Origin of the sequence: Mesorhizobium sp. M7A.F.Ca.US.011.01.1.1, assembly GCF_003998295.1 — a bacterium.
In the GTDB taxonomy this organism is placed as follows: domain Bacteria; phylum Pseudomonadota; class Alphaproteobacteria; order Rhizobiales; family Rhizobiaceae; genus Mesorhizobium.
Window position 1 is genome coordinate 1 of the sequence record NZ_RZRT01000037.1, and the last position, 21,255, is coordinate 21,255.

At 63.4% G+C, this 21,255-nt stretch carries 22 protein-coding genes and 2 pseudogenes; 12 read left to right on the forward strand and 12 right to left on the reverse strand.

Translation table 11 applies throughout. The features are described 5' to 3' along the window. Together EOA13_RS38900 and EOA13_RS25980 are read left to right on the forward strand one after the other, a co-directional pair. Positions 1-155 (forward strand): annotated as a pseudogene (locus EOA13_RS38900) (HlyD family secretion protein); the annotation flags it as partial. 22 nt (positions 156-177) lie between these two features. Beyond that, positions 178-1,773 carry a DHA2 family efflux MFS transporter permease subunit gene (locus EOA13_RS25980; protein ID WP_127296461.1) on the forward strand — a complete coding sequence of 532 codons (1,596 nt, stop codon included), beginning with the start codon at positions 178-180 and terminating at the stop codon, positions 1,771-1,773. Between the two features lie 173 nt (positions 1,774-1,946). On the opposite strand, the gene msrB is transcribed toward EOA13_RS25980, so the two are convergent. The 4 genes from msrB to EOA13_RS26000 all read right to left on the reverse strand — a co-directional run bounded on the left by msrB (position 1,947) and on the right by EOA13_RS26000 (position 4,706). Beyond that, the gene (msrB, locus tag EOA13_RS25985) at positions 1,947-2,450 is read right to left on the reverse strand and encodes a peptide-methionine (R)-S-oxide reductase MsrB (protein ID WP_127296462.1); all 504 of its coding nucleotides are present in this window, start codon (positions 2,448-2,450) and stop codon (positions 1,947-1,949) included. A 210-nt stretch (positions 2,451-2,660) separates the two neighbouring features. Then, a complete protein-coding gene (locus EOA13_RS25990) occupies positions 2,661-3,218 on the reverse strand; it encodes a fasciclin domain-containing protein (RefSeq protein WP_127296463.1) in 558 nt (185 codons plus the stop codon). A 223-nt stretch (positions 3,219-3,441) separates the two neighbouring features. Further along, positions 3,442-4,170: an anti-sigma factor gene (locus EOA13_RS25995; protein ID WP_127296464.1), complete on the reverse strand. Its 729-nt coding sequence runs from the start codon at positions 4,168-4,170 to the stop codon at positions 3,442-3,444. Then, positions 4,167-4,706 (reverse strand): sigma-70 family RNA polymerase sigma factor, encoded by a 540-nt coding sequence (locus EOA13_RS26000; protein ID WP_013528490.1) that lies wholly within the window; start codon positions 4,704-4,706, stop codon positions 4,167-4,169. Before EOA13_RS26000 ends, EOA13_RS25995 begins: the two co-directional genes overlap by 4 nt. Before the next feature lie 151 nt (positions 4,707-4,857). On the opposite strand from EOA13_RS26000, the gene EOA13_RS26005 reads away from it, so the two are divergent. Beyond that, positions 4,858-6,357 carry an amidase gene (locus EOA13_RS26005; protein ID WP_127296465.1) on the forward strand — a complete coding sequence of 500 codons (1,500 nt, stop codon included), beginning with the start codon at positions 4,858-4,860 and terminating at the stop codon, positions 6,355-6,357. A gap of 159 nt (positions 6,358-6,516) precedes the next feature. Continuing rightward, complete coding sequence (gene argB / locus EOA13_RS26010; RefSeq protein WP_013528489.1) at positions 6,517-7,410, forward strand: acetylglutamate kinase; 894 nt, start codon at positions 6,517-6,519, stop codon at positions 7,408-7,410. 8 nt (positions 7,411-7,418) lie between these two features. Here the strand turns inward: argB and bchE are convergent, their stop codons facing one another. Together bchE and EOA13_RS26020 are read right to left on the reverse strand one after the other, a co-directional pair. Then, the gene (gene bchE, locus EOA13_RS26015; protein WP_127296466.1) at positions 7,419-8,987 is read right to left on the reverse strand and encodes a magnesium-protoporphyrin IX monomethyl ester anaerobic oxidative cyclase; all 1,569 of its coding nucleotides are present in this window, start codon (positions 8,985-8,987) and stop codon (positions 7,419-7,421) included. Positions 8,988-9,103: 116 nt separating this feature from the next. Next, positions 9,104-9,580: an Lrp/AsnC family transcriptional regulator gene (locus tag EOA13_RS26020; protein ID WP_127296467.1), complete on the reverse strand. Its 477-nt coding sequence runs from the start codon at positions 9,578-9,580 to the stop codon at positions 9,104-9,106. A gap of 140 nt (positions 9,581-9,720) precedes the next feature. On the opposite strand from EOA13_RS26020, the gene phhA reads away from it, so the two are divergent. Next, the gene (gene phhA, locus EOA13_RS26025; RefSeq protein WP_127296468.1) at positions 9,721-10,557 is read left to right on the forward strand and encodes a phenylalanine 4-monooxygenase; all 837 of its coding nucleotides are present in this window, start codon (positions 9,721-9,723) and stop codon (positions 10,555-10,557) included. Between the two features lie 22 nt (positions 10,558-10,579). Here phhA and EOA13_RS26030 read toward each other — a convergent pair whose 3' ends face one another. The 3 genes from EOA13_RS26030 to EOA13_RS26040 form a co-directional block, all read right to left on the reverse strand. Continuing rightward, entirely contained in the window at positions 10,580-12,019 is a 1,440-nt protein-coding gene (locus EOA13_RS26030) for a GMC family oxidoreductase (RefSeq protein ID WP_127296469.1), read from the reverse strand. Then, a complete protein-coding gene (locus tag EOA13_RS26035) occupies positions 12,016-12,192 on the reverse strand; it encodes a hypothetical protein (protein WP_081738956.1) in 177 nt (58 codons plus the stop codon). Before EOA13_RS26035 ends, EOA13_RS26030 begins: the two co-directional genes overlap by 4 nt. A gap of 194 nt (positions 12,193-12,386) precedes the next feature. Continuing rightward, entirely contained in the window at positions 12,387-13,148 is a 762-nt protein-coding gene (locus EOA13_RS26040; RefSeq protein ID WP_127296470.1) for a GGDEF domain-containing protein, read from the reverse strand. Positions 13,149-13,308: 160 nt separating this feature from the next. Between EOA13_RS26040 and EOA13_RS26045 the strand changes: the two genes are divergently transcribed. Further along, positions 13,309-14,025: a pyrimidine 5'-nucleotidase gene (locus tag EOA13_RS26045; RefSeq protein WP_127296471.1), complete on the forward strand. Its 717-nt coding sequence runs from the start codon at positions 13,309-13,311 to the stop codon at positions 14,023-14,025. Positions 14,026-14,114: 89 nt separating this feature from the next. On the opposite strand, the gene EOA13_RS26050 is transcribed toward EOA13_RS26045, so the two are convergent. Continuing rightward, entirely contained in the window at positions 14,115-14,960 is an 846-nt protein-coding gene (locus EOA13_RS26050; RefSeq protein WP_127296472.1) for an LOG family protein, read from the reverse strand. Positions 14,961-15,162: 202 nt separating this feature from the next. On the opposite strand from EOA13_RS26050, the gene dapD reads away from it, so the two are divergent. From dapD to EOA13_RS26070, 4 genes are all read left to right on the forward strand, one after another. Next, positions 15,163-16,017 (forward strand): 2,3,4,5-tetrahydropyridine-2,6-dicarboxylate N-succinyltransferase, encoded by an 855-nt coding sequence (gene dapD, locus EOA13_RS26055; RefSeq protein WP_127296473.1) that lies wholly within the window; start codon positions 15,163-15,165, stop codon positions 16,015-16,017. Between the two features lie 262 nt (positions 16,018-16,279). Then, a complete protein-coding gene (locus tag EOA13_RS38905; protein ID WP_245490480.1) occupies positions 16,280-16,453 on the forward strand; it encodes a DUF805 domain-containing protein in 174 nt (57 codons plus the stop codon). Continuing rightward, on the forward strand, positions 16,446-16,823 hold the full coding sequence (locus EOA13_RS26065; RefSeq protein ID WP_023810766.1) for a DUF805 domain-containing protein: 378 nt from the start codon (positions 16,446-16,448) through the stop codon (positions 16,821-16,823). The genes EOA13_RS38905 and EOA13_RS26065 overlap by 8 nt, the downstream gene beginning before the upstream one ends. A 13-nt stretch (positions 16,824-16,836) precedes the next feature. Beyond that, entirely contained in the window at positions 16,837-17,610 is a 774-nt protein-coding gene (locus EOA13_RS26070; protein ID WP_127296474.1) for a hypothetical protein, read from the forward strand. Here the strand turns inward: EOA13_RS26070 and EOA13_RS26075 are convergent. Beyond that, positions 17,513-18,552, reverse strand: a pseudogene (locus tag EOA13_RS26075) (2-dehydropantoate 2-reductase). The gene EOA13_RS26070 and the pseudogene EOA13_RS26075 sit on opposite strands and share 98 nt — an antisense overlap. 127 nt (positions 18,553-18,679) lie before the next feature. Between EOA13_RS26075 and dapE the strand changes: the two are divergent. Together dapE and EOA13_RS26085 are read left to right on the forward strand one after the other, a co-directional pair. Further along, positions 18,680-19,873, forward strand: a complete 1,194-nt coding sequence (gene dapE / locus EOA13_RS26080; protein WP_127296475.1) for a succinyl-diaminopimelate desuccinylase — start codon at positions 18,680-18,682, stop codon at positions 19,871-19,873. A 5-nt stretch (positions 19,874-19,878) separates the two neighbouring features. Beyond that, complete coding sequence (locus EOA13_RS26085) at positions 19,879-20,514, forward strand: hypothetical protein (RefSeq protein ID WP_023810762.1); 636 nt, start codon at positions 19,879-19,881, stop codon at positions 20,512-20,514. Here EOA13_RS26085 and truA read toward each other — a convergent pair. Next, positions 20,481-21,251, reverse strand: a complete 771-nt coding sequence (gene truA, locus EOA13_RS26090) for a tRNA pseudouridine(38-40) synthase TruA (RefSeq protein WP_127296476.1) — start codon at positions 21,249-21,251, stop codon at positions 20,481-20,483. The two genes, EOA13_RS26085 and truA, sit on opposite strands and share 34 nt — an antisense overlap. Positions 21,252-21,255 lie beyond the last annotated feature (4 nt).

A 21,255-nucleotide genomic window follows, 5' to 3' on the forward strand; every position in this document is an offset into this window, starting at 1 on the left:
ACTTCACCAAGGTCGTGCAGCGCGTTCCGGCCCGCATCGATGTGCCCGCCGATGCGCTGAAGAGCGGCAAGCTGCGCGCCGGCCTGAGCGTCGTCGTCGCCGTCGACAGCCGTACCGCCCCGACGGGGTCGGCATCAGCGGCAGCGTCGAACTGAGCGGCCGCCAGGGAGCAATGCCATGGCAACCGCAACCCTGACAGCAGGAGCACCGCCGGCGAGGCCGGCTGTGCCTGACACCATCTCGACGCGGCGCGTCATCGCCTTCCTGGCGATGGTGTTCGGCATGTTCATGGCCATCCTGGACATCCAGATCGTCTCCGCCTCGCTGTCCGAGATCCAGGCCGGCCTGAGCGCCAGCTCCGACGAAATCCCGTGGGTGCAGACCGCCTATCTGATCGCCGAAGTGGTGATGATCCCGCTGTCGGGCTTCCTCAGCCGGATGCTGTCGACGCGCGTGCTGTTCACCATCTCGGCGGCAGGCTTCACCGCGGCCAGTGCGCTGGCGGCGACCGCCACCAACATCGACCAGATGATCGTCTACCGCGCCGTCCAGGGCTTCATCGGCGGCGGCATGATACCGAGCGTCTTCGCCGCTGCCTTCACCATCTTCCCGCCCTCGCGCCGCGCCTTCGTCTCGCCGATGATCGGCCTGGTGGCGACGTTGGCGCCGACCATCGGCCCGACTGTCGGCGGCTACATCAGCCATGCCATGTCCTGGCACTGGCTGTTCCTGGTCAATGTCGTGCCCGGCATCCTGGTCACAGCGGCGGCCTGGACGCTGATCGACTTCGACAAACCCAACCTCAAGCTGTTCAGCAAGTTCGACTGGTGGGGCCTCGCCGGCATGGCGGCTTTCCTGGGCTGCATGGAATATGTGCTCGAGGAAGGCCCCAACAATGACTGGATGCAGGACCAGGGCGTCTTCATCTGCGCCATTGTCATGACCATCGGCGCGGTGCTGTTCTTCTGGCGGGCGTTCACCGCCGAGGAGCCGATCGTCGACCTGAAGGCCTTCACCAACATCAACTTCGCCTTCGGCTCGCTGTTCTCCTTCGTCATAGGCATCGGCCTTTACGGCCTGACCTATCTCTACCCGGTGTATCTCGGGCGCATCCGTGGCTACGATTCGATGATGATCGGCGAGGCGCTGTTCGTCAGCGGCCTGGCCATGTTCTTCACCGCGCCGATCTCGGGCATCCTGTCGAATAAGATGGACCCGCGGCTGATGATGATGATCGGGTTCTTCGGTTTCGCCACCGGCACCTGGTGGATGACGCATCTGACCGCCGACTGGGATTTCTATGAGCTGCTCATCCCGCAAATCCTGCGCGGTTGTTCGATGATGCTGTGCATGGTGCCGATCAACAACATCGCGCTCGGCACCTTGCCGCCCGAGCGGCTGAAGAACGCTTCAGGCCTGTTCAACCTCACCCGCAACCTTGGCGGTGCGGTTGGCCTCGCCCTGATCAATACCGTGCTGATCGACCGCAATGCCTTCCACTACGCAAGGCTCTCCGAACATGTGCAATGGGGTAGTGAAGCCGCGCAGACCAAGCTGCAGAACATGACGCTCAATTTCGAGCAGACCCCCGGCCTCGACGCGACAAGTGCTGCGATTTCCAAGCTGTCGGGCATGGTGCAGCAGCAGGCGGCGCTGCTGTCTTTCATGGATGTGTTCTTCATGCTGACGGTGCTGTTTGCGACGCTTGGCATGTTCACCATGTTGATCCGCAAGCCGGCCGCGGCGGGTGGAGGTGGTGGAGGCGGCCACTGATACCGGAGCATTCCAGGAAAAGTGTAAGGCGCTTTCCCTTGGAATTGCGACAAGGCAGAGATACGTGGGCAGCTGTTTCGGGAAGCTCCTCCAGTCCACGCCCGAAAAAGCTCTGACCGCGCAAAAAACTCCGGGCCGCAAGCCCGGAGTTTTTCATATCCAGTTGGAATTTGTCAGGCTGTGGCGGGCTTGAAGGTCAGCGCGACGCCGTTGATGCAGTGGCGCAGGCCGGTCGGCGCCGGACCGTCGTCGAAGACGTGGCCGAGATGGCCGCCGCAGCGGCGGCAATGCGCCTCGGTCCGCGTCATGCCGAGCGACCTGTCCACGGTCGTGCCGATCGCCTTGGGGATCTCTTGCCAGAAGCTCGGCCAGCCGGTGCCGGAATCGAATTTCGTCTCGGACGAATAGACCGGCAGGTCGCAGCCGGCACAGGCGAAGATGCCCTTGCGGTGTTCGTTGAGCAGCGGGCTGGTGCCGGGATACTCCGTGCCTTCCTTGCGCAGCACGTCGAAGGCGGCAGGCGACAGGATGGCTTTCCACTCGGCGTCGGTCTTGGTGACTTCGAATTTTTCGGCGGCCTGTGCTGCCTGCGGATCGCCCATGCGCAGCATCGTTGCCGCGATCCCGACGACGCCGATGGCGGCGGCACCGCTCAAAAGAAAGTCGCGACGGTTCATGACCAGTTCCTCCTGATGTCCTTTTGCCAAACTATACCGTCGCGCGGAAATCAAAAGCCGGTGACGGTAGCCCCTCGAACGAACACTCCGCGCCCGCCCACATCCGAATGTGGGAGGCGCGGAGTGCGCGGGTCAATTGCGGATCACAGAGCGGGATCGTGCAATCGACGGAGGGCCCTTGCTGCCAGTTCGCCGGCAGCAAGCCCCTTGTTACATCTTCGGCAAAAGAACCTTGTCGATGACGTGGATGACGCCATTGGACTGTTCGACATCGGCGATCGTCACATTGGCGACATTGCCGTTCTCGTCTGTGACGGTGACCTTGCCGCCGTCGGCCTTGAGCGACAGCTCGCAGCCGCCGGCCGTCTTGACCTTGTGGGTGCCGCCGTCAGCCTTGGCCATCGCGGCCACGTCCGCCCCCATCGCTTTGGCGCCGATGACATGGCAGGTCAGGATCTTGGTGAGCTTGTCCTTGTTTTCAGGCTTGAGCAGCGTCTCGACCGTGCCGGCCGGAAGGGCTGCGAAGGCTTCGTTGGTCGGCGCGAACACGGTGAACGGACCGGCGCCCTGCAGGGTTTCGACAAGGCCGGCGGCCTTCACGGCGGCGACCAGCGTGGTGTGATCCTTCGAGTTTACGGCGTTCTCGACGATGTTCTTGTTGGCATACATCGCGGCGCCGCCAACCATCGGGTTTTCGGCATAGGCGGCGGTGGCAAGAGCCGAAACGGCGATCGTACCGGCGAGCAAAAGGGTGGCGTATCTACGCATGATGTCGAACTCCTCGGGTTTTTCTCTTCCCATTTTTGGGGACGCGAGGAGATACGGGACAAAATCGCCCGAGTTTCAGAAATATCGTGATTTTTTATTTTATCTAACGCGCCCGGCGGATTTCCCAAGCAATCGGTCGCGGCCGACATGCTGTCTATGGGCATGTTCAGTGAGGGATAGACTTATGATAGTCTTTTGTGATTTTTCAGGTGCGCGGAGCCGGTTAGATGCTCTTCAGGTCGCCGGCGGCGACCACCGGTCCGGTCGGCTGTCCGGTCGGCGAACCGCCTGACGGCTCGAGGCTGACGGCAAGCACCGCGCCTTGGGCAAGCTTCTGCTGGGCCGCCGGCGAGACGACAATATGTGCCGTAGCACCGGCCGGAATGACGCCTATCGAGACCGGCGGGTTCTTGCCCTCGATCATCCACAGCTCGAAGTCCTTGCCGGAAGCACGCTCACCGGAGACATGCGACAGGCCGATTTCGTGATGCGCGGCATCATAGACGGCGAGATATCTGACGTCGCTGCCTTCGGCGGCCAGCGAAGCGACGAGGCGCGCCTGCGGCTGCTCGACCGGCGGGTTGAGAGTGGGCACGACGATGTAAATCGCCAGTGCCGCAACCGCGGCTGCGGCAAAGCCGCGCCAGAAGGCCAGGCTGGACCAAAGGCCGCCGCGCGATTCGGCGGGCGTGGTCGCCGCGGCAGCGTTGGCGAACAGGCGGCGGTCGACAGCGGTCTTCACCGAAACCGGCGGCTCGACTTCCGAATAGGCGGCGGCAAGCGGTGAGAGACTGACCTCCCAACTCTCGACAAGACGAGCGAAAACGGTATCCGCATCGATACGGCGGGAGACGATCTGGCGTTCGTCGGCATCGAGCACGCCGAGAACGTATTCGGCGGCGAGCAGGTCGTCGCCTCCACGTTCCGGTCCTGTGTCTTCTGCCAGCGTCATCTTTCCAGACATTCTCTGAGTTTCAACAGGCTGCGGCGCAGCCATGTACGCATCGTGTTCAGCGGCACGCCATGGCGCTCCGCCAGTTCGGCATAGCTCTCGCCCTTGAGATAGGCGCCCCGGACGGCGGCTGCCCGGTCCTTCTCCAATTCATCGAGACAATGGTGGATGCGTTCGGATTCGTCTCCCGCCACCGCCATCGCTTCAGGCCCCGGCGCCGGATCGGCCACGTCGAGCGCGGCATCGATGTCGGCGGCAGGCTTGCGCCGCGCTCGTATGCGATCGATCGCATGGTTGCGCGCGATTGCCACCAGCCAGGAGATCGGGCTTAGATCGGAGACCGCAAAACGATCCGCCTTCGTCCATATCTTGACGAAGACTTCCTGCAGCGCTTCTTCCGCGTCTCCCCGGTCGTTCAAGACACGAAGGCAGACGCCAAAAAGTTTCGCGCTGGTCTGCCGGTAAAGCAGATCGAACGCGGCCCGATCCTTCATCGAAGTCCGAACGATCAGCTTGGTGATGTCCTGCGGCGTCATTGCAGGCAAGTTAGGCGATTGCGATGTATTTGCAACGGCGGAAATAATCTTGTGCACGCTTAAGCTTTGTGTGTCGCCAGCCCGGATCCGTCCACCGATTGCCAATGGAATCGCCACTGGCTAGCTTGCCCTCAGTGATGGGGGAGCGCGCATGTCGGTCGAACGGATCCTTTGGGAAGAAGATGCCACGGGCCTCGCCAATCTGGTCCGCAAGGGCGACGTTTCGGCCGTCGAGCTGACCGACACCGCGATTGCCCGCGCCGAGGCCACCCGTCCCGACATCAATGCCACGGCCGAACCGCTCTACGATGCCGCCCGGGTCCGCGCCAAGACCATCGACCGCTCGCTGCCGCTGGCCGGCGTCCCGTTCGCCATCAAGGATCTCGGCATCGCCATCAAGGGCGTGCCGACGCATGGCGGCAGCCGCATTCCGGCATGGCTGGCCGATGTCAATTCGGTGCTGACCGACCGCTATCTCGCTGCCGGGCTCATCCCGATCGTCACCTCGACATCGCCGGAGCACGGGCTTCGATTGATGACCGAATCCAGGGCCTTTGGCATCACCCGCAATCCGTGGAACACCGGCCATACCAGCGGCGGCTCTTCGGGCGGTTCGGCAGCCTTGGTCGCAGCCGGCGTCGTGCCGGTGGCGCATGCCTCGGATGGCGGCGGCTCGATCCGCGTGCCCGCCGCCTGTACCGGGCTTGTCGGTCTGAAGACGTCGCGCGGCCGCACCCCGCTGACGCCCCTGGTGAGCGAAAGCTGGTACGGCATGGTCGTCGATCATGCGCTCACCCGTTCGGTGCGCGATTGCGCGCTGCTGCTCGACCTCACCCACGGACCCGATCCTCTGTCGCCCTATGCCGCGCCGTCGCCGAAGGGCACGTTCACGGCCGCTGCCGCGCGCGATCCCGGCAAGCTCAGCCTGGCCGTGTACCGCAAATCCCCGCTTGGCCTGCCGATCTCGGACGAGACGCTCAAGGCGCTCGACAAGGCGGTAGCGCTTGCCCGCGAGGGCGGCCACACGGTCGAGGAGATCGACCTGCCTTTTATCGGCCGCGATTTCTTCGCCGATTTCTGCAGGACGGTCGCCTCCGCCGTTGCCGGCACGATGCGCGCCGAAGCGCTGCGTGTCGGGCGCTCCGTTACCGGCGACATCGAGCGGGCGACGCGCGTGCTCGCCCGCTTCGGCGAACTGGTGTCGGCCGGCGAGACCTATGCCGACCTGCAGCGGCTGCATGCCGCCTCGCGACGCCTGATTTCGGAGACCGTGCAGTACGACGCCGTGCTGATGCCGGTCATTGCCCACCCACCGCTCGCCTGCGGCGCCATGGATCCGAAAGGCGCCGACGAACTCATCGAGAACCTGCTCGACAAGCTTCATCTGACGCCTTTGCTGAAGCTGAAGCCGTTCTTCGGCCAGCTGATGGACAAGAGCCTCTGGTTCACCCCTTGGCCGGCGATCCAGAATGTCAGCGGCCAGCCGTCGATCGCCCTGCCTGTGCATGTCACCGACGCCGGCCTGCCGCTCGGCGTCCAGGCGGCCGGCCGTCCGGGCGACGAGGAGACGCTTTTGTCGCTCGCCGCGCAGATGGAGAAGATCTCGGGTTGGCTGGGTCGCAGGGCGCCGCTGATGGTGCCGGCACGATGACGAGGTCGTGAAGCGCTCGAATATGACAGCAAAGCCATTTGCGGGCGACGCCAATTCCCGCTAAGACGCCGCCGTCCTCACCTGATGCATGTCGCCCAAAAGTGTCCAGCGGTTTTGGGACAACGACATGCTTAAAATAAAAAGCCGGGAACCAAGCCGATGACGGAAATAACCGCCACCGCCGAAATGCAGGCAGCCCTGTTGTCACGGGCGCTGCCCTACATGCAGCGCTACGAGCACAAGACGGTCGTGGTGAAATATGGCGGCCATGCCATGGGCGACATCGAGCTCGGCAAGGCCTTCGCGCGCGACATCGCGCTGCTCAAGCAGTCCGGCGTCAACCCGATCGTCGTCCACGGCGGCGGCCCGCAGATCGGCGCCATGCTGGCCAAGATGGGCATCGAATCGAAGTTCGAGGGCGGCCTGCGCGTCACCGACCAGAAGACGGTCGAGATCGTCGAAATGGTGCTGGCCGGTTCGATCAACAAGGAGATCGTCGCGCTGATCAACGCCGAGGGCGAATGGGCGATCGGCCTGTGCGGCAAGGACGGCAACATGGTGTTCGCCGAAAAGGCCCGCAAGACCATGATCGACCCAGACTCCAACATCGAGCGCGTGCTCGATCTCGGCTTCGTCGGCGAGCCGGTCGAGGTCGACCGCACCTTGCTCGATCTTCTGGCACGCTCCGAGATGATCCCGGTGCTGGCGCCGGTGGCGCCAGGACGCGACGGCCACACCTACAACATCAATGCCGACACCTTCGCCGGCGCCATTGCCGGCGCCTGCCAGGCGACGCGCCTGCTGTTCCTCACCGACGTGCCGGGTGTGCTCGACAAGAACAAGAAGCTGATCGACGAACTGACCGTGGCCGAGGCCAAGGCGCTGATCAAGGACGGCACGGTCTCGGGCGGCATGATCCCCAAGGTCGAGACCTGCATCGAAGCGATCGAACGCGGTGTCGAAGGCGTCGTCATCCTCAACGGCAAGACGCCGCATGCGGTGCTGCTGGAACTGTTCACCGAGCATGGTGCCGGCACGCTGATCGTGCCCTGAGGGGCTCGTCAGCCGGCTAACTTTTTCGCCTCGGAATCTTCAATATCGCCGATGATGGGAATGGCGGGCTTTCTGGCCGGGCGTCGAACGGACATCGATTCCTCTTCGGCGTCCTGCGGCGCGCCCCAGAATTCGGCCAGTGTGGGGCCGTCTTTCACTCTGATGTCGCGGACCAGAAAGCCCCACACCTCGCGGAACCAGACGCGGCGGCCCATCTGCGTATACCAGCGCATCGAATGGCGCTGCTCCGGATCCTTGTGGAACAGGATGCGCGCCAGCGCCTTCGGCCGCGACTGCACCGCCAACTCGATCAGCTTGACGCTGAAGAACAGCATCCAAGGTTTCAGCCGCGTCATGTGAAGCACCTGGTGCTTGTAGTCCCACAGGCGCGCGTCCTGCTGAATCACCTTGCGGTCCCGCGCGATGCGGAAGAACGGCGTCCAGCGATGCGGCGTCACATAAAGCGCCTGGATCTGGTCGGGGTCATAGGCGATAAGCTGACGAAAGCCGCGCCACAGGTCGCGAAACCCTTCGTCCTCGAAGCCGGCCACCCAGGTCGCCATAGACAGGATGCCGTTGAGGCGCAGCAGCCTTATCGCCTCGCGATCGGATGAGATGCTGCCGCCCTTGCGGATCAATTGCAGCGTCTGCTCGTCGGTGTTTTCCATGCCGAGCAGCCAGCGGATGACACCGGCCTTGCGGTAGAGATGCAGGATGTCGGCATCGCGCACGATGTCGTCGGCACGGGTCGAACCGACGATCAGCACCGGCACGTTCTCGGCGATAAGGGCGTCGAGGAAGACGCGCCAGGCCTTCTTCGAGACCGCCGGATTCTCGTCGGCGAGATTGATCAGTTCGACGCCGTGCTCGCGGTGCAGCCAGGCGATTTCTTGCGCGAATTTCACCGGATCGCGATGCCGCCAGCGGGTCCAGAAGCCGCGCTGGCCGCAATAGTTGCACAAATGCGGGCAGCCGCGCGAAAACTGCATGACCACGGCACGCTTGCCGCCCCAATAACTGTAGCGCCCGTGATCGATCAGTTCCCAGCCGACGCGGTAGGCATCGAGTTCTGCGATGGTCATGGCCGGCTGCGTGGCAAAGGGACGGCGCAGATCGTCGCGATAGGCGATGCCGGCCACGCTCGCCGGCGGCTGGTGCATTTCCAGCGCTTCGACCAGCGCCACGACAGTCGCCTCGCCCTCGCCGCGCACGATGAAGTCGAAGACGTCCGTTTCAGCCAGGATGTCGCGCCAATGATAGGTCGGGAAGACGCCGCCATAGATGATGATGGTCGCCGGTTCGCGCTGCTTGATCTGCTCAGCGATCAGCAAGGCGGTCGGATGCGCCGAGGTCGAGCCGGAATGGCCGATCAGGACGAAGTCGGGGTGATCATCGAGTGCATCGCAAACGACCCTGTCGAGCGGCATCGGCCCGAATTCGGCATCGACGAGCCGCACTTCATGGCCGGCATCGATCAGCGGGCCGCCGAGCGCCAGCAGGCCGAGCGGCGGCAGGTGGTCGTCGGGCACGCGGCTGCCGATGGCGGTGTGCGGTGGATTGATCAGGACGATTTTCATGGCGGACCTCTTGGGCATTTGGTCCGCGCAAGCTGGCCGGCGATGTGGACACGCGCTTGGCCCGTTTCAGCAGTTTGCGTGCAGCTTTTCCCCAAGGAGTGCGAAGGCAGGCATTGTCACCGCCGGAGGTGGGCGAGCGGCACGTGGCCCGGTCCCTTGATGTTCTGCAGCACGAGCTGGGTGTGGACGTCGCGCACGCCGTCGAGCCGCATCAGCCGATGCATGACGAAGGCGTTGAGCTCGTCGACCGACGGCACCATGACATGCAGCAGGAAATCGTGGTCGCCGGTCATCGTCCAGCACGAGGACACCTCGTCCATGCGCTGCACGGCGGCGATGAAGCTTTCGGGCGAGCCGTCGCTATGGCTGACCAGGCGCACCTGGATGAACACCTCGACCATCAGGCCGACCGCGCGGCGGCTGATCACCGCGGCAAATCCCTTGATGATTCCGGCCTCCTGCAGCGCCTCGAAGCGCCGCGCGCACGGCGTCGTCGACAGGCCGATCTCTTGCGCCAGTTCGGAAACCGGCTTGCGCCCGTCGCGCTGCAGGACATCGAGCATCTTGATCTCGAAATCGTCGAACTGAGGCATTTTCACTCCGATAGAGGGGCTTTGTGAGTGGATGTTATCTCGAATATTCCGTTCGAGCCATCATCAAAACCGATTTGCCTCGGCAAATCCGGGTAGCCTTTCGGCACGTCTTGCCATTCATGATTTGCGAGGAGAAAACCATGACGACAATGAGCGTTGCCGAATACGCCCGCGACTGCGCGGCGCAAGGATTGCGCGGTGACTATTCGGTCTGCCGTGCCGATTTCACCGTGTCGCAGGGTTACGATTACAGCGAAGAAGAGCAGGCGGTGTGGCGCACGCTGTGCGACCGCCAGACCAAGTTGACGCGCAAGCTCGCCCACTATTCCTATCTCGACGGCGTCGAAAAACTCGGCCTGCTCGACCGTATTCCCGATTTCGACGAGGTCAGCGCCAAGCTGCGCAAACTGACCGGTTGGCAGATCGTCGCGGTGCCGGGGCTCATTCCCGCGGCCCCGTTTTTCGACCATCTGGCCGATCGCCGCTTCCCGGTCACCAACTGGCTGCGCAACAGGCAGGAGCTTGACTACATTGTCGAGCCCGACATGTTCCATGATTTCTTCGGCCACGTGCCGGCGCTGTCGCAACCGGTGTTCGCCGACTTCATGCAGATGTATGGCGAGAAGGCCGGCGACATCATCGCGCTGGGTGGCGACGAGATGATTTCCCGGCTCTACTGGTACACGGCCGAATATGGCCTGATGCAGGAAGCCGGCCAGCCGCTAAAGGCCTTTGGCGCCGGCCTGATGTCGTCATTTACCGAGCTGCAGTTCGCGGTCGAAGGCAAGGACGCGCACCACGTGCCGTTCGACCTGGAAACGGTGATGCGCACCGGCTACGAGATCGACAAGTTCCAGCGCGCCTATTTCGTGTTGCCGTCCTTCGACGCCTTGCGCGATGCCTTCCAAACCGCCGATTTCGCGGCGATCGTCGCCCGGCGCAAGGACCAGCCGGCGCTCGACCCGGCGACGTTATAGCGAGCACGTTGCGGCAGAACCGTCAGGCGGTGACCACCTTGCTCAGATGGTCGCCGAGCCGGCAGGCCAGCGCGGTGATTGTCGTCGTCGGGTTGCATTGACCCGACGTGCAGAACACCGAGGAGCCGCCGACATAGAGATTGTCCATGCCGTGCACCTTGCAGTTGGCGTCGACCACGCTCTTGCTGACGTCGGTGCCCATGCGCGTGCCGCCCATATGGTGATGGCCCGCCGTCTCGTCATTGGTCGGATAGTCCTGACCATTGCTGATCCAGTCGGCAATGCGCACGCGGCCGAGATCCTTCTCGATCAGCGTCTTGCCGAACAGTCTGAGCCCTTCGAGCAGGGTGCGGCGCTCCATTTCCGATTTCTTCCAGTGCAGCTCGATGCGCGGTACGCCGGCGTGGTCGACATCGATCTTCGACAACTCGATCTGGTTGGAGGCCAGCGGCGCCTGTTCCCACGCGACATAGAGCTGGGCGGCGCAGCGCAGTCTCTGGCTGAGCTTGGAGGACATCCACTCGGCCATGTCGGGCGCCGTGCAGGCGAGATCGGCGATAAGGCTCTTGACGCCGGGATACGGCGTCTCGATCAGCCGGATGCCGAAATTCATGATCTGCAGCCGCTCCATGGCGGCAATTGTCGGCGAGAAGAAGGCCTCGTTGACGGCATCGACCTCGAACGCGTTGTAGTCTGCCAGGATGGCATTGCCGCCCTCGAAGGTCGGATGCTCCATCCAGTAGCGGCCAAGCGCCGTCGCATTCGGCACGACGCCGCCGTTCGAGCGCTGGTTGGACCACAGAAGCAGCCGCGAATTCTCCAGCCCGCCGGTGCAGACGATGAAATAGTCGGCGCTGAAGGAGCCGGCATCCTGCCCGTTCGACCACAGTCTCGCGCCAGTCACGCGTCTGCCATCGCCGGCAAGTTCGGTGGCACAAGTGTTGAGCACCACCGCGATGTTCGTGGCTTTGTCGAGTTCATCGCCGAACTTCTCGGCGAACCGCACGGCCGGGCTCTTGATCAGCTGCACCCAGCGAATGTCGTCCGAGATCGGCATATCGGGCCGGAGGGCCGGAAGGTCGAGAATGTCGCGCACTTCCGGCAGATAGGGTTCGATGTCGGTGCGGCGGATCGGCCAGCCCGTATCGGGTACCCAGGCCTTCGGCTCGAAATCCTGCTTGTCGAGGACGCGGCACCAGCCTGCCCAGTGGTTGGAACTGCCCCCCATGAACCGCAGCCGGGTTATGTCGAGATCGAAATAGAAATCGCCGACCGTGCTGCCCCGGTAGAAGTCCTGCGACTCGTCGCTGAATTCGCGCGGACCGGCCTCCATCACCACCACCGGAATGCCGGCCGCACCAAGCTTGCGCGCAATCGTCGTGCCGGCCGGGCCGGAGCCGAGGATGCAGACTTTTGGGGTGAAGTTCGCGGCGCGATACGCCTCGTAGCTGTCGAAGATCATGCCAGGTCGCTCCGCTTCAGGATCCAGCCATTGACCTCCACGATCTCGTTCGGGTCGGGCTTTGGACCGGCGGCATCGGCATCAGGCAGCTTGCGGAACAAAGACAGGGCAGGCAATGCGATCAACGCCTGCACGAGCGCGCGGCGTGACATTCTTTTGATGATGAAACTCATGGCTGGTTCTCGGCTGGGCTTCGGCACTGCATGGGCGTCCCCAGAACGGCAATTCCCGGAACGACACATGCATCACCGTGGAAGCCAGTATCGTGCCAAGTTTGGCCGCGAAGCAGTGAAAACCCGGCTAAGCGGTACAACCGAGTGCAAACAGGGTTAGAGTTTGCTTAACAGGCCGGTTGCGGCAGATCGGATCACGCCGCCTCGGAAATGCCGGTGTCGATGATCGTCAGGTTACGGCCCTGGTGCTTGGCCTGGTAGAGGCGCCGGTCGGCGGCGCGCATCAGCTCCGACACACTGGCTTCCTCGCTGCAGACAGTGCCGCCGATGCTGACCGTGAGCGGGATGGTCCGCTCGTCGACGGGCCGGAAGCGGATCAGCTCGACTTCGCGGCGAATGCGCTCGGCGACGCGCTTGGCCTCCTGCTCGGTGGCGCCGATCAGGAAGGCGCCGAACTCCTCGCCGCCGATGCGGCCGAGCACATCGCCGCTGCGCACGCCGCGCTGGATCGCGCTGGCGATCAAAAGCAGCGCGTCATCACCTGTCAGATGGCCAAAATTGTCGTTGATGGTCTTGAAGTGGTCGGCATCGATGATCAGCAGCGCGCCGCGATCGGACTTGCGGCGCGAACCGTCGAGCGCGGCAAAGAAGCTTTCCCGGTTGAGCATGCCGGTCATATCGTCGCGGCTCGCCTTTTCCGCCAGTCGGCGATGCGCGGCGGCGAGCTGGGCATGAGCGCGGGCGAGATCGCGATGCGCGTTTTTCAGCCTGTCGCTTTGCCAGAAAGTGCTTGCGCTGGCGGCCCACGCCAGCACCAGCGGACAGAGGGTGGAGGTCAGCCAGATCGTGCGGTTGACCGGAAATCCCATGGCCGGAACGATGATCAGGGTCAGCAGGAGAGAGGCCGCGACTGAGGCGAAAGCAACGGCGGCGGATCTCAGAATTATGCTGTTCATCGCTTGCTCCCACAAGACTGCCTCTCTGCCAGCAAGCCCTGAAGGCCACCTTTCCCAGATGCCTAAAATTTGAATCGTGAGGCGATTTACGCAACCTCAACGAGCAGAAGTTGTGGATAAAGTCGCTTTCGGAATGCGCGTTTCATGCCATAAGGAGCCCATGACCACGCTCCCTGACCCCGCCCGCTTCGCCCATGTCACCGACTGGGTCTTCGATCTCGACAACACGCTCTATCCGCATCATTCGAATCTGTTCTCGCAGATCGACGTCAAGATGACCGCCTATGTCGGCGAACTGCTGGCATTGCCGCGCGACGATGCGCGCAAGTTGCAGAAGGAACTCTACCGCGAATATGGCACGACGCTGAACGGCCTGATGACACGTCATGGCATCGACCCCGACGATTTCCTCGAGAAGGTCCACGACATCGACTATTCATGGCTGGTGCCAGATCCCGTTCTCGGCACCGCCATCCGCCAGCTTCCGGGCCGCAAGTTCATCTTCACCAATGGCGACCGCAGGCACGCCGAGCGCACCGCGCGCCAGCTCGGCATCCTCGACCATTTCGACGACATCTTTGACATCGTCGCCGCCGGGCTCAATCCCAAGCCGGCGCGCCAGACCTACGAGAAGTTCGCTGAACTGCACGCCGTCACCGGCCACAATGCGGTGATGTTCGAAGACCTTGCCCGTAACCTTTCGGTGCCGAAGTCGCTCGGCATGACCACGGTGCTTATCGTGCCGCGCAATTTCGAGCCGACCTTTGCCGAGATCTGGGAGCGCGACCCGACCAACGAGGATGACGTCGATTTCGTCACCGACGATCTGGCGGGGTTTCTGACGGCGATTGTGGAGGGGAAGGAAGAGGGGAATTGAAGAATTGAAGAATTGAAGAATGAAGGACGGTCTCCACGGATCAAGTTCCCCAGTTCTTCAATTCCCCAGCTCTTCAATTCCCCACTGCCCTACTCCCCCAGCTTGTAGAACCGGCTGATGATCCCCCAGGCTTCATCGGCGGTGTCGACGAAGTCGATGATGTCCTGGTCACCGGGACTGATCGTGCCTTGCTCGGCGAGGAAATCGAGATCGATCGCCCGCTTCCAGAAGGATTTGCCGAACAGGATCACCGGCACGCGCTCCATGCGCCCTGTCTGGATCAGGGTCAGCGTCTCGAAGAATTCGTCCATCGTGCCGAAGCCGCCCGGAAACACCGCGACCGCCTTGGCGCGCATGACGAAATGCATCTTGCGGATAGCGAAATAATGGAAGTTGAAGCAGAGCTCCGGCGTCACATAGATGTTCGGCGCCTGCTCGTGCGGCAGGACGATGTTGAGGCCGATCGACGGCGCGCCGACATCGTCGGCGCCGCGGTTTCCCGCTTCCATCACGCCGGGCCCACCGCCGGTCACCACGACATATTCGCGGTAATAGGAGGTAGCCGACTGCTGCGAGCAGAGGCGGGCGAATTTGCGCGCTTCCTCGTAGTATTTGCTGTTCTCCTCGAGGTTCTTCTTCTGCGTCTCGTTCTTGGCCGCCCAGGCCTCGCCGCCGGGTTCCGGCAGGCGCGCGCCGCCGAACAGGATCACCGTCGAACGGATGCCGCGTTCGGCCAGGATCATTTCCGGTTTCAGGAGTTCAAGCTGCAGCCGGACCGCGCGCAACTCGCGCCGCGTCAAGAAGTCAGGATCGTTCCAGGCGAGCCGGTAGGTTTCGGCACGCGTCTGCGGCGTATCCGGCACACTCTTCGACCGCTCCAGATCCTCGTCCGAATGCGGCAGTGGCGTCCAGCCCGCCTTTTCCATAGGTGTCATATGCTCTACCCGTCCAAATTCTTCACTTGCGCCGCCCCATGACGCAGCCGCGATTGACCCTCACCAAGGCTTCACATAAGCAGGTTCCGCAAAACCTGCTACATGCAAAGACCCAAGCATGCGAAGCATGCATGGGGGTCCGCGCGACTTTCAAAACAGGTTAAGGCGCAGCCCCTTAACAGCTTGGTAATGGAGCGAATTCATGTCGAAGCCCGATCTGGCGAGCCTCGAAAAGACCATCGAGAAGGCCTTCGAGGAACGCGACGCGATTTCGACTGCGACGCGCGGCGAAACGCGCGATGCCATCCAGTCGGCGCTCGACCTGCTCGATCGCGGCGCCGCCCGTGTCGCCGAGCGGCAGGTCGACGGCAAGTGGCATGTCAACCAGTGGCTGAAGAAGGCCGTGCTGTTGTCCTTCCGGCTCAACCCGATGGAGATCATCAAGGGTGGTCCCGGCGAAGCGATGTGGTGGGACAAGGTGCCGTCGAAGTTCGATGGCTGGGGCGCAGTCGATTTTGAAAAGTCGGGCTTTCGGGCCGTGCCGGGGTCGATCGTGCGTCGCTCGGCCTATATCGCGCCGGGCGCCGTGCTGATGCCGTCTTTCGTCAATGTCGGCGCCTATGTCGATACAGGCACCATGATCGACACCTGGGTCGGGGTAGGCTCCTGTGCCCAGATCGGCAAGAACGTGCATCTTTCCGGCGGCGTCGGCATCGGCGGCGTGCTGGAGCCGATGCAGGCCGGCCCGACCATCATCGAGGATAATTGTTTTATCGGCGCGCGTTCGGAAGTGGTTGAAGGTTGCATCGTGCGCGAAGGCTCGGTGCTCGGCATGGGCGTCTTTATCGGCCAGTCGACCAAGATCGTCGACCGCGCCACCGGCGAGATCTTCTATGGCGAAGTGCCGCCGAATTCCGTCGTCGTCGCCGGAACGATGCCGGGCAAGTCCTTTCCTAACGGCGAGCCAGGTCCGAGCCTCTACTGCGCCGTCATCGTCAAGCGTGTCGACGCCAAGACCCGCTCCAAGACCTCGATCAACGAATTGCTGCGCGATTGATCTTTGCGCAAAGCGAGCGCACCTTCCGCCGGCGCGACAATCGGTCGCGCTGGTTCAACATGGAGGGGTGACATGGACTGGAAGGATCTGCTCACAAGTTTTTTGATGGTCGCATAAACCGTGGCAAGTTCTGGGCCGCGATTGGCGTTTTCATCGTCATTGGCATCGTTGCCTTTGTTCTCGATGCGATTCTCGGTACACGCATCACCACCGCCAGTGGCGCCCAGATCGGCATCATCGCATTCTCATCGCTCTGGCCTCGATCTATTTCGCACTCGCAGTCTACGCCAAGCGCTGGCATGATCGCGGCAAGTCGGGCTGGTGGAGTCTGATCATGCTGGTGCCGCTCATCGGCCCGATCTGGTTTCTGGTGGAATGCGGCATTCTCGAAGGCGCCAGGGGCGCCAATCAATATGGACCGGACCCGCTTGCCTGACAGATCAGATCTCACCTGGCTTTTCTTCAAAACCTCGGGCCGCGTCAGTCGCGCGGCCTATTTTCTTGGCGGGTTGCTCGTCGCCATCATCCAGGCCTTTCCGCTCTACCGCTTCACGCTGGTGCCGGAAGGTTCGGCCGAGAGCAACATGTGGTCGTTCATCTTCTTCGTCGCCTTCATCGCCTCGCTGTGGTCGAACATCGCCCTGGCGGTGAAGCGGCTGCACGATTTGGACAAGCCGGGCATTGCCGCGCTGATCCTGTTCGTGCCGGTGGTGTCGATCGTCGCCTTCCTTGTGTTGTGCCTGTTTCCGGGGCAGCCTGGACCCAACCGCTATGGCCGGCGCACCAACGAGCCGGAACAATCCTGAGGGCCGATCGGACATGCGCTACCGCACGCTTGATCCGAAGCTGATCATCGAGACCGCGGAACGGCTGGAGACGCGTGTTGCGGAGCGTTTCCCCAAGGCCGGCCTGCGCGGCGTTGCCGCCGAACTGGTCTCGCTGTCGCGCGATCTGGCACAGGGCGCCAAGGCCTTGGAAGCGCCGATCTGGTGGCTGCGCGGCCTCATCGTCGCCGCTGTCGTTGCCGGCGCATTGATGTTCATCTTCGTCGGCACCGTCCTGCCATTCGACCGCATTTCCAAACCCGGTGATGCCGTCCAGTCGGTGCAAGGCATCGAAGCTTCGCTCAACATGTTCATCCTCGCCATTGTCGGCTTTCTCGCCTTGATCCGCTCCGAGGAACGCATCAAGCGCAAGCAGGTCTTTCGCCAGCTGCATGGCCTGCGCTCGCTGATCCACGTCATCGACATGCATCAGCTGACCAAGGATCCGGCGGCGCTGTCGGCCGATTTCAAGCCGACGTCGCATTCGCCCGCCCGCATCACCAATGCCGCCGACCTGGCCCGTTACCTCGACTATTGCTCCGAAATGCTGTCGATCACGGGCAAGATCGCCGCATTGTTCGCACAGTCGGTCAATGACGACGTGGTCATCGACGGCGTCAACGACGTCGAGAACCTGGCGTCCAACCTGTCGCGGAAAATCTGGCAGAAGATCACGTTGATCGACGGCCGGCCGGTGCAACAACCTGCTCCGGCGCCAGGCCCGGCGAGCCAAGCCGCTCCGCTTCCGCCGCGCGCACCAAAGCGGTGATCCGCTGAACCGTCGGCACGGGCGTGCGGGCTTTTTCCGCCAGCCGCAGGATGGCGCCTTGCAAGTCGTCGATCTCCGTCGGCCGGCCGCGCTGAAGATCGTCCCACATCGACGAGCGCGCCTGCGCGTGGATCGCCAGCATGCGCCGCGCCAGCAGCTTGAACAGCCAGTCAGGCAGCCTGAGCACCTTCGGCAGCAGCGCCGGCCGCAGGCCGGCGATCCGCGCCGGCTCGATGCCGGTCGCTTTCATCGCCGTGAGCGCCTCGTCGATCTGGCTGGCCAGGATCAGCCGCCAGCGCCGATCGGCCAGTTCGGCCGTCAGCGGCAGGCCGGAAAGCGCCACCAGCGCGTTGTTCAAATTCATCAGCAGCTTGCCCCACAGCACAGCCTTCATGTCGCGATGGGTTTCGACGGCAAATCCTTCGACGCCAAGCAGGTCGGCCAAGCCGGCGTCGCCATCCTCGACCATTACCGTGCCGTCGCTGGCGCGGTGAACGCGCAGCGGCAGTTCGCTGTCCGGCGACTGCACCACATTGAACGGCACCAGCCGGCCAGCACCGTACGTCCGGCAAGTTCAGCGCGCAGCCTGTCGGCATTGCCGACACCGTTCTGCAGGCTGATCACCACGGCATCGGGGCGGGCATGGGCCTTGATGAGGTCCGCCATATCCTGCGTGGCGCCGCTCTTGACCGTGACCAGGATCACGTCCGCCGGCGGCAGGGCGACGGCCGGATCGGCGGTGACGACAAGCGCCTCGGGCTTGATCGAGCGATCGCGACCCTGGAGGTCGCTGACCCGCAATCCACCCTGCCGCAACGCTGCCTCGATGCGCGGCCGAGCCAGCAGAATGACCTCTCGGCCGGCCAGCGCCAGGCAGCCGCCGGCATAGCAGCCGATGCTGCCGGCACCGGCTATGACGATCCGTTTGTCCTTGTCTGCCATCCTGTCGCCCGCGCCGGGTCGCAACTATACGACATGAAAACCATAATATCGGCGGTATCGCCAGCCATGAGGCTGGCCCCTATGTCTGGCCGTGACAGGCCCTGCGCTTTCGACTATCGCTTTTGCCATGACGCTGCCGACCGATCCCGCCGAAAACCTCGCCGCCCTTATCCGTCGCGCTTCGGTGACGCCCGCTGAGGGCGGTGCGCTGACCGCGCTGGAGACGATGCTCAAACCGCTCGGTTTCCTGGTCGATCGGCCGGTGTTTTCCGAAGACGGCACGCCCGATATCGAAAACCTCTATGCAAGGCGTTCCGGCAACGGCCCGCATCTGATGTTCGCCGGCCACACCGACGTGGTGCCGGTCGGCGACGAAGCCGCCTGGACGCATCCGCCCTTCGCCGCCGAGATCGCCAATGGCGAGATGTATGGCCGCGGAGCCGTCGACATGAAGGGCGGCATTGCCTGTTTCATCGCCGCCGTGGCGCGCCATGTCGAGGCCAATGGCGGTCCGAAAGGGTCGGTCTCGCTGCTGATCACCGGCGACGAGGAAGGCCCCGCGATCAACGGCACGGTGAAGCTGCTCGAATGGGCGGCTTCGCGGGGCGAGAAATGGGATGCCTCTGTCGTCGGCGAGCCGACCAATCCGGACGCTCTCGGCGACATGATCAAGATCGGCCGCCGCGGCTCGATGTCCGGCGCCGTCACCGTCAATGGCCGCCAGGGCCATGTCGCCTATCCCCTGCTTGCCGACAATCCGGTGCGCGGGCTGATGAGCCTGGTCGACGCCTTGCTGCATCCGGTTTTCGACAAGGGAACCAGGGATTTCCAGCCGACCAATCTGGAGATCACCTCCATCGATGTAGGCAACCCCGCCACCAATGTCATTGCGGCCAAAGCGACCGCGACCTTCAACATCCGCTTCAACGACACCTGGACGGACGAGACCCTGCAGGCCGAGATCCACAACCGGCTCGACCAGGCGGCCAGGCGCAAGAAGTACCGGCAGGGCAAGAAGACGCCGGTCGACTACGAGCTCGTCTGGCGCGACCGGCCGAGCCATGTCTTCCTGACGCGCGACGACAGGCTTATCGAAACGCTGCGCGGCTCGATCAAGTCGGCGGTCGGCAAAGAGCCGACGCTGTCCACCTCCGGTGGAACGTCCGACGCGCGTTTCATCAAGGACTATTGTCCGGTGGTCGAGTTCGGGCTGGTCGGCAAGACAATGCACATGGTCGACGAGCGCGTCGCCATTGCCGATTTGGAAACGCTGACGCAAATCTACCAGCGCTTCATAGAAGACTGGTTCGGACGGGGCTGAACAGCATGCTTTCGGCGGACGAAACCCAAGCTTCGCTGACGGGCGCCTGGCGATTGATGCTCGGCAAGGCCGACGGCCTGCGCCTGCTCGACCTGTCGGCCGACGGCTTCTGGAATTCCTTCTTCGCCATTGTCGTTGCAGCACCGGCGCTGATCGTCGGCTGGGTCGGCATCGCCAACGAAATCGGCGATCCCGACGCTTTCGCGGGGCGCTTCAGCATGCTGGTGCGCCTGGCGACGGTCGACATCGGCTCCTGGGTGCTGCCGCTGGTTGCGCTCGCTTTGATCGCGCCGCGCGCCGGCATCGGCGGCCGCTTCGTCCACTACGTCGTCGCCAGCAACTGGGCTTCGGCCATCACCGCCTGGCTGATGCTGCCCTCGGCGCTGATCCGGCTTTTCCTGTCGTCCGCAAGCCAGGCTGCGAGCCTTGTGTCGCTGTTCCTGTTTGCCCTGTCGATGGTGCTGACCTGGCGCATGACCAACGCCACGATCGGCAGGGGCGCATCGGTCGGCACCGCCGTTTTCGTCGGCATGTTCATCGCCTCGCTGCTGGTGCTGTTCGGCCTGCAGACGCTGCTCGGCATCACCGTGCCGGACGATGTCGGAGTTCAGAGCCTGTCCGGGCTCGTCTCGACTGGATAATCGACACCGGTGAGAAACAGCCCGTCGGGCGGCGCCACCTGGCCGCAGGCGGCGCGGTCGTGCGCCTCGAGCGCCGTTTTCAGGTCGGCCGCGGTCCAGCCGCCATCGCCGACGCGCTTCAGTGAGCCGACCATCGAACGCACCTGATTGTGCAGGAACGAGCGCGCCGAAGCCCTGACCTCGACTATGTCGCCCTGTCGGCTCACATCGAGCCGTTCCAGCGTCCTGATCGGGCTGTTGGCCTGACACTGGGTCGAGCGGAAGGTGGTGAAGTCATGCCGTCCGAGCAGGACTTTCGCCGCTTCGTGCATGGCGCCGGCGTCGAGCCGCTTCGGCACCCACCACACCTTGCCCTTGTCGAGCGCGGCCGGGGCACGGCGGTTTAGGACGCGGTAGAGATAGTGGCGGCCGATGGCCGAGAAGCGGGCGTCGAAGCTGTCGGAAACGACCGTCGCTTTCAAGATGGCGATGCGCGCCCCGGCCGCCTGCAGGTGGGCGTTGACGGCATCGCGCACCTTGTCGCCCGGCCACGCCTTGACGAGATCGACATGCGCCACCTGCGCTGTCGCATGCACGCCGGCATCGGTGCGGCCGGCGGCGCGCAGCCTGATCGCTTCGCCGCAGAATTTTTCGATCGCCCGCTCGATCGCCTGTTGCACCGAAGGCTGATCCGCCTGGTGCTGCCAGCCGGCAAACAGGCTGCCATCATATTCGATGTCGAGGCGAAAACGCGGCATGCCG